This is a genomic window from Acidovorax cavernicola, from assembly GCF_003581445.1.
Genome location: NZ_QXMN01000046.1, coordinates 43,858 through 50,265, shown reverse-complemented (window position 1 = coordinate 50,265; position 6,408 = coordinate 43,858). Strand labels below are relative to the sequence as shown.

7 protein-coding genes, 1 pseudogene and 1 riboswitch are annotated in these 6,408 nt (G+C 67.0%); of the genes and pseudogenes, 7 read left to right on the top strand and 1 reads right to left on the bottom strand.

The window, feature by feature from the left end:
• Positions 1–12: 12 nt before the first annotated feature.
• The 4 genes from D3H34_RS26215 to D3H34_RS26200 are packed head-to-tail and all read left to right on the top strand — an operon-like array spanning position 13 to position 3,014.
• Positions 13–987, top strand: coding sequence for a KpsF/GutQ family sugar-phosphate isomerase (locus tag D3H34_RS26215; protein WP_119557217.1), 975 nt, complete (start codon positions 13–15; stop codon positions 985–987).
• Positions 987–1,535: a KdsC family phosphatase gene (locus tag D3H34_RS26210; protein WP_119557215.1), complete on the top strand. Its 549-nt coding sequence runs from the start codon at positions 987–989 to the stop codon at positions 1,533–1,535. Before D3H34_RS26215 ends, D3H34_RS26210 begins: the two co-directional genes overlap by 1 nt.
• Complete coding sequence (gene lptC / locus D3H34_RS26205; RefSeq protein WP_167481279.1) at positions 1,532–2,182, top strand: LPS export ABC transporter periplasmic protein LptC; 651 nt, start codon at positions 1,532–1,534, stop codon at positions 2,180–2,182. Before D3H34_RS26210 ends, lptC begins: the two co-directional genes overlap by 4 nt.
• 46 nt (positions 2,183–2,228) lie before the next feature.
• Positions 2,229–3,014, top strand: a complete 786-nt coding sequence (locus tag D3H34_RS26200) for an SDR family oxidoreductase (RefSeq protein ID WP_119557213.1) — start codon at positions 2,229–2,231, stop codon at positions 3,012–3,014.
• A 95-nt stretch (positions 3,015–3,109) separates the two neighbouring features.
• Here the strand turns inward: D3H34_RS26200 and rbp are convergent.
• Positions 3,110–3,412, bottom strand: a pseudogene (rbp, locus tag D3H34_RS26195) (RNA-binding regulator); the annotation flags it as partial.
• Positions 3,413–3,671: 259 nt separating this feature from the next.
• A riboswitch (yybP-ykoY riboswitch) is annotated at positions 3,672–3,858 on the top strand.
• 9 nt (positions 3,859–3,867) lie between these two features.
• Here rbp and D3H34_RS26190 point away from each other — a divergent pair.
• The 3 genes from D3H34_RS26190 to metW all read left to right on the top strand — a co-directional run bounded on the left by D3H34_RS26190 (position 3,868) and on the right by metW (position 6,400).
• Positions 3,868–4,431 (top strand): TMEM165/GDT1 family protein, encoded by a 564-nt coding sequence (locus tag D3H34_RS26190; RefSeq protein ID WP_119557211.1) that lies wholly within the window; start codon positions 3,868–3,870, stop codon positions 4,429–4,431.
• A 227-nt stretch (positions 4,432–4,658) separates the two neighbouring features.
• Entirely contained in the window at positions 4,659–5,816 is a 1,158-nt protein-coding gene (gene metX / locus D3H34_RS26185) for a homoserine O-succinyltransferase MetX (protein WP_119557209.1), read from the top strand.
• A complete protein-coding gene (gene metW, locus D3H34_RS26180) occupies positions 5,813–6,400 on the top strand; it encodes a methionine biosynthesis protein MetW (protein ID WP_119557207.1) in 588 nt (195 codons plus the stop codon). Before metX ends, metW begins: the two co-directional genes overlap by 4 nt.
• Positions 6,401–6,408: the final 8 nt, after the last annotated feature.

Here is a 6,408-nt window from a genome sequence, read left to right as displayed (position 1 = left end):
GCCCCGACCCACGTGGTCGACCCCGAAGCCATCCTGGCCCGGGCACGCGTCACATTCGATATCGAAGCCGAAGCCGTCCTCGGCCTGAAGGCCCGCGTCGGTCCGAGTTTCGTCGAGGCCGTGCGCAAGATCCTCGAAGTGCGCGGCCGCGTGGTCGTGATGGGCATGGGCAAGAGCGGCCATGTCGGCCGCAAGATCGCCGCCACCCTCGCCTCCACCGGCACGCCCGCGATGTTCGTGCACCCGGCCGAAGCCAGCCACGGCGACCTTGGCATGATCAAGTCGGTCGACCTCGTGCTGGCCATCTCCAACAGCGGCGAAGTCGACGAACTCACCGTGCTGCTGCCGGTGGTCAAGCGCCAGGGCGTGCCCCTGATCGCCCTGACCGGCCGCGCCGATTCCACCCTTGCGCGGCATGCCGACATCGTGATCGATGCCGGCGTCGCCAAGGAAGCCTGTCCGCTGAACCTCGCCCCCACGGCGAGCACCACCGCCCAGATCGCCATGGGCGATGCGCTGGCCGTGGCGCTGCTCGACGCGCGCGGTTTCGGCTCTGAAGACTTCGCGCGCTCGCATCCCGGCGGCGCACTGGGCCGCAAGCTGCTCACGCACCTGAGCGACGTCATGCGCTCGGGCGACGAGGTGCCGTGCGTGCCGCCGACGGCCACCGTCAGCGAGCTGATGCGCGCGATGAGCATCAAGGGCTTCGGCGCCGCCGCGGTGGTCGAACCCGACGGCCGGGCGCTGGGCATCTTCACCGACGGCGACCTGCGCCGCCTGATCGAGGCGGGCGCCGACCTGCGCACGCCCAAGGCGGCCGACATCATGCACCGCGACCCGCGCACCATCCGCGTCGACGCGCTGGCGGTGGAAGCGGCCGAACTCATGGAGCAATGCGGCATCACCCGCCTGTTCGTGATCGACGGCGCGGGGGTGATCGTCGGCGCGGTGAACACCAACGACCTGATGCGCGCGAAGGTCATCTGATGCCGTTTGATTTCCAGGCCGAGACCTTGCTGGCCGCGCAGGACGTGCGCGTCGTCTTCTTCGACATCGACGGCGTGCTGACTGACGGCGGTGTGTACTTCACCGAGCACGGCGAAACGCTCAAGCGCTTCAGCATCCTCGACGGCTACGGTCTCAAGCTGCTGCGCAAGGCCGGCATCACGCCGGCGGTGATCACCGGGCGCGATTCCAAGCCGCTGCGCGTGCGCCTCGAAGCGCTGGGCATCGAACACGTGCGCTATGGCACCGAAGACAAGCTGCCCGCTGCCGAAGCCATGCTCGCGCAGCTCGGCTTCACCTGGGCGCAGGCCGCCGCCATCGGCGACGACTGGCCCGACCTGCCGGTGCTGACCCACGTCGGCTTCGCGGCGGCGCCCGCCAATGCGCACGCCGAGGTGCGTGCCGTGGCGCGCTACGTCACCACCGCGCGCGGCGGCGAAGGCGCGGCGCGCGAATTCTGCGACCTGCTGCTGACGGCCTGCGGCCAGTACCGTCCGTTGCTCGACGCGGCCCGGGGTCCCCGACCATGAGCCCGCAGCTGCGACGCGCCTGGAACCTCACGCGCGATGTGCTCGACCGCACCACCATCTACCTGCCGATCATCCTGATGGCGGGCGTGGCGCTCGGCACCTACTGGCTGGTGCGCAATGCGCCCAAGCTGCTGGAGCCCACCGTCAAGGCGGCGCCCACGCACGAGCCCGACTACTTCATGCGGGACTTCGTCATCAAGAACTTCCTGCCCAACGGCGACCTGCGCAGCGAACTGCACGGCGTCGAGGGGCGGCACTACCCGGACACCGACACCATCGAGGTCGATCAGGTGCGCATGCGCTCGATCTCGCCCGAGGGGCTGGTCACCCGTTCCTCGGCGAACCGGGGCTTGTCGAATTCCGACGGCAGCGAGATCCAGCTGTTCGGCAACGCGATCGTGATCCGCGACCCCGCCGTCAGCGCGAGCGGCAAGGCCACGCCACGGCTGGAGTTCCGGGGCGAGTTCCTGCACGCCTTCCTCGACACCGAGAAGGTGCAGTCGAACAAGCCGGTCACGCTCATCCGCGGCAGCGACCAGTTCACCGGCGATTCGCTCGACTACGACAACCTGAGCGGCGTGGCCAACCTCACAGGCCGCGTGCGCGGCGTGCTGGTGCCATCGGCCGCGGCGGGCAAGCCGCGCTGAGCGGCAGCAGCACAAGAAGACAAGCTTCCCGGGAGACGACCAACGCATGACCACCGCCGCACCGCTCGTCTTCATCACCGGCGCTTCCAGCGGCATCGGCCAGGCCCTGGCCGCGTCGTTCTACGACGCGGGCTACCGGTTGGCACTGGTCGCGCGGCGCACGGCGGAGATCGAAACGTGGGCGACGGGCCGCCAGCTGGACGCCAGCCGCTACCAGGTCTACGGCGCCGACGTGGCGGACACCGACAGCATCGTGGCCGCAGGCGCCGACTGCATGGCGCGCCAAGGTGTGCCTGACGTGGTGATCGCCAACGCCGGCATCAGCATCGGCATCGACACGGCCGAGCGCTCGGACCTCGACGTGCTGGCGCGCACCTTCGCCGTCAACAACGTGGGGCTGGCCGCCACCTTCCATCCCTTCGTGAAGGCCATGGTGATGCGCGGCAGCGGGCGGCTCGTGGGCATCGGCAGCGTGGCTTCCATCCGCGGGCTGCCGGGGCACGGTGCCTACTGCGCGAGCAAGGCGGGCGTGGTCGCGTACTGCGAGAGCCTGCGCGGGGAATTGCGCACCAGCGGCGTGAAGGTCGTCACGCTCTGCCCGGGCTACATCGACACGCCGCTGACGCAGGGCAACCGCTACGGCATGCCTTTTCTCATGCAGCCGGAAGACTTCGCGGCCCAGGCGCTGCGCGCCATCGAGGCCGGCACGAGCTACCGCGTGATCCCGTGGCAGATGGGCGTGGTCGCCAAGATCATGCGGCTGCTGCCCAATGCGGTGCTCGATCGCGCGGTGCAGGGCCGGGCACGCAAGAAGCGCAGCGGCGAAGCCTGAACGGTACGGCGCCAACACAGGCAAAGAAAAAGGCTCCCGAGGGAGCCTTTTCTGTGTGTGTGCCGCGAGGCACGCGAAGGAGTGAACAGGGTTCAGTAACCACCGTTGCCGCCGCCGTAGCCGCCACCACCGCTGCGGGGGGGACGTGCTTCCATGGGACGTGCTTCGTTGACGACGACGCTGCGGCCGCCCAGGGGCTGGCCGTTCATGCCGTTGATGGCTGCTTGTGCTTCCGCGTCACTGCCCATCTCGACAAAGCCGAAGCCCTTCGAGCGACCCGTGTCGCGCTCCATCATGACCTTGGCGCTGGTCACTGCGCCGAACTGGCCGAAGGCCTGCTCGAGATCACCGTCGCGCACCGAGTAAGGCAGGTTGCCGACGTAGAGTTTGTTGCCCATCAAGGGACTCCTATAAACACATCAAGAAAAGCGATGGAGTCCCGAAAGCATCACTCAAACGAGAGCCGCCGAGCCGCGCGAAACTGACCGATCACCGAATTGCTCCCGCCCAAAATCAAGAGGGATGCTCGTGCATTATGGGTGAAATATCAAAAAAGCAAGCAGGAATTTGCGTCTTGAGGTAGCACTCTCTCAAGGCCCGGAAAGTTAGCGCACGCCTACATTTTTGGGCTGGGGAAATTGACGATGCGGCTACAATTCGCCGGTCATTGGGGAGTAGCCGCCTTCCGCATACGAGAAGGGCCCGCGTCAACAGACTTGTCCTTGCCCCACGAGGATATGGCGCGTGCAGTGAACACACCTGGCGAGACCTTTGACCGCACAACTTCGGGAATATGGCCGAAGGTGTTGTGCGGTCAATTGCGTCCTTCGGCCCAAGGAACCCCACATCCATCATGGAAGCTTTTCTCGTTGCAACGGGCGTGGTCGCGCTCGCCGAAATGGGCGACAAGACCCAACTCCTGGCCCTCCTGCTGGCCGCGCGCTTCAGGAAACCCTGGCCGATCGTGATCGGCATCTTCGTCGCCACGGTCATCAACCACGCCCTGGCCGGCGCGGTCGGCAACTACATCACGCGCTGGCTCGGGCCCGAGGTGCTGCGCTGGATCCTGGGCGGCTCGTTCATCGCGATGGCCGTCTGGATGCTGATTCCCGACAAGCTCGATGAAGACGACGCCCCCGGCGTCTCGAAGTTCGGCGTCTTCGGCACCACCGTGATCGCCTTCTTCCTGGCCGAGATGGGCGACAAGACCCAGATCGCCACCGTCATGCTCGCCGCCCGCTTCACGCAGGACTACGCCTGGGTCGTGATCGGCACCACGCTGGGCATGATGCTGGCCAATGCGCCGGTCGTGTGGCTGGGCGACAAGATCGTGCGGCGTGTGCCGATCAAGCTCGTGCACGGCATCTCGGCGGCGATCTTCCTGGTGCTGGGCGTCGTGATGATCGTCGGCTGGTAGGACGAGAAAGAAGGCTCCCTTCCAGGAACACCGCGGAACCGGCTTTGCCGGGCCGCAGATGTTGCCCCCTTCCCAAGGGGGTTGGCGAAGCGACACGCAGTGCGCGCAGCCTGGGGGATATACTTTGCTTTGCGCCGATTTGCTTCAGCTTGCGGGCGCTTTATAAATTCTGCTAAAGACGGCTGCCGAACCCGGCTCGTTTTTGGCGAGGCCGGGTTTTTTCATTCATGTCGTCGTCACCTTTGGTCGTCACTCCGCAGTCGATGCAGTTCGCAGGCCCGCTGGCCCTGCGCAGCGGCGCATCGATCAGCGGCTACACACTCGCCTACGAAACCTACGGCACCCTCAATGCCGAGCGCAGCAACGCGGTGCTGGTGTGCCATGCGCTCAACGCCTCGCACCACGTCGCGGGCGTGTACGAGGGGCAAGCCCGCTCCGAGGGTTGGTGGGACAACATGGTGGGGCCGGGCAAGCCGTTGGACACCGACCGCTTCTTCGTGATCGGCGTCAACAACCTCGGCTCCTGCTTCGGCTCGACCGGGCCGATGCACGTCAACCCCGCCACGGGCCGCGTGTACGGCGCCGACTTCCCGGTCGTCACCGTCGAAGACTGGGTCGACGCCCAGGCGGCCTTGCTCGACGCGCTCGGCATCCAGACCCTCGCGGCCGTGATGGGCGGCAGCCTCGGCGGCATGCAGGCGCTGTCGTGGACGCTGCAATACCCCGACCGGGTGCGCCACGCCGTGGTGGTGGCCAGCGCGCCCAACCTCACGGCCGAGAACATCGCCTTCAACGAGGTCGCCCGCCGCGCCATCGTGACCGACCCCGACTTCCACGGCGGCCACTTCTACGAATACGGTGTGGTGCCCAAGCGCGGCCTGCGCATCGCACGCATGATCGGCCACATCACCTACCTGAGCGACGACGTGATGAACGCCAAGTTCGGGCGCATCCTGCGCAGCGCCGTGGAGGGCGAAGCGGCGGGGCTCGACTATCGCTATTCCACGCAGGACATCGAGTTCCAGATCGAAAGCTACCTGCGCTACCAGGGCGACAAGTTCAGTGAGTACTTCGACGCCAACACCTACCTGCTGATCACCCGCGCGCTCGACTACTTCGACCCCGCGCGCCACCACGGCGGCCAGCTCAGCACCGCGCTGGCACAGGCCACTGCCAAGTTCCTGCTCGTGAGCTTCAAGACCGACTGGCGCTTCTCGCCCGCGCGCAGCCGCGAGATCGTGAAGGCGCTGCTCGACAACCGCCGCAACGTGAGCTACGCCGAGATCGACGCGCCGCACGGCCACGACGCCTTCCTGCTCGACGACGTGCGCTACATGGGCGTGGTGCGTTCGTATTTCGAGCGCGTCGCCAAGGAATTCCAATGAGCGATATCGAACACCAACGACTGATCGCCGAGCTGGTACCGAAGGGCGCGCGCGTGCTCGACCTCGGCTGCGGCGACGGCGCCCTGCTCGACCTGCTGCAGCGCGAGCGCGGCTGCACCGGCTATGGCGTGGAGATCGCCGACGGCAACGTGCTGCAGTGCATCCGCCGCGGCGTCGACGTGATCCAGCTCAACCTCGACGAAGGCCTGGCGATGTTCGACGACGCCACTTTCGACGTGGTGCTGCAGATCGACACGCTGCAGCACCTGCGCAACGCCGAGGTCATGCTGCGCGAGACCGCGCGCGTGGGCCGCTTCGGCATCGTCGCTTTTCCCAACTTTGCGCACTGGCCCAACCGCCTGAGCGTGGCGCGCGGGCGCATGCCCGTGACGCGGCGCCTGCCCTACCAGTGGTACGACACGCCCAACATCCGCGTCGGCACCTACAAGGACTTCGAGGTGCTGGCCGGCAAGAACAACCTGCGCGTGCTCGACGCCTTCGGCCTGCAGAACGGGCGCGACGTGCGCTGGCTGCCCAACGCGCGCGCCAGCACGGCGGTCTTCAAGTTCGAGCGCGGCGGCTGAATGCCGCC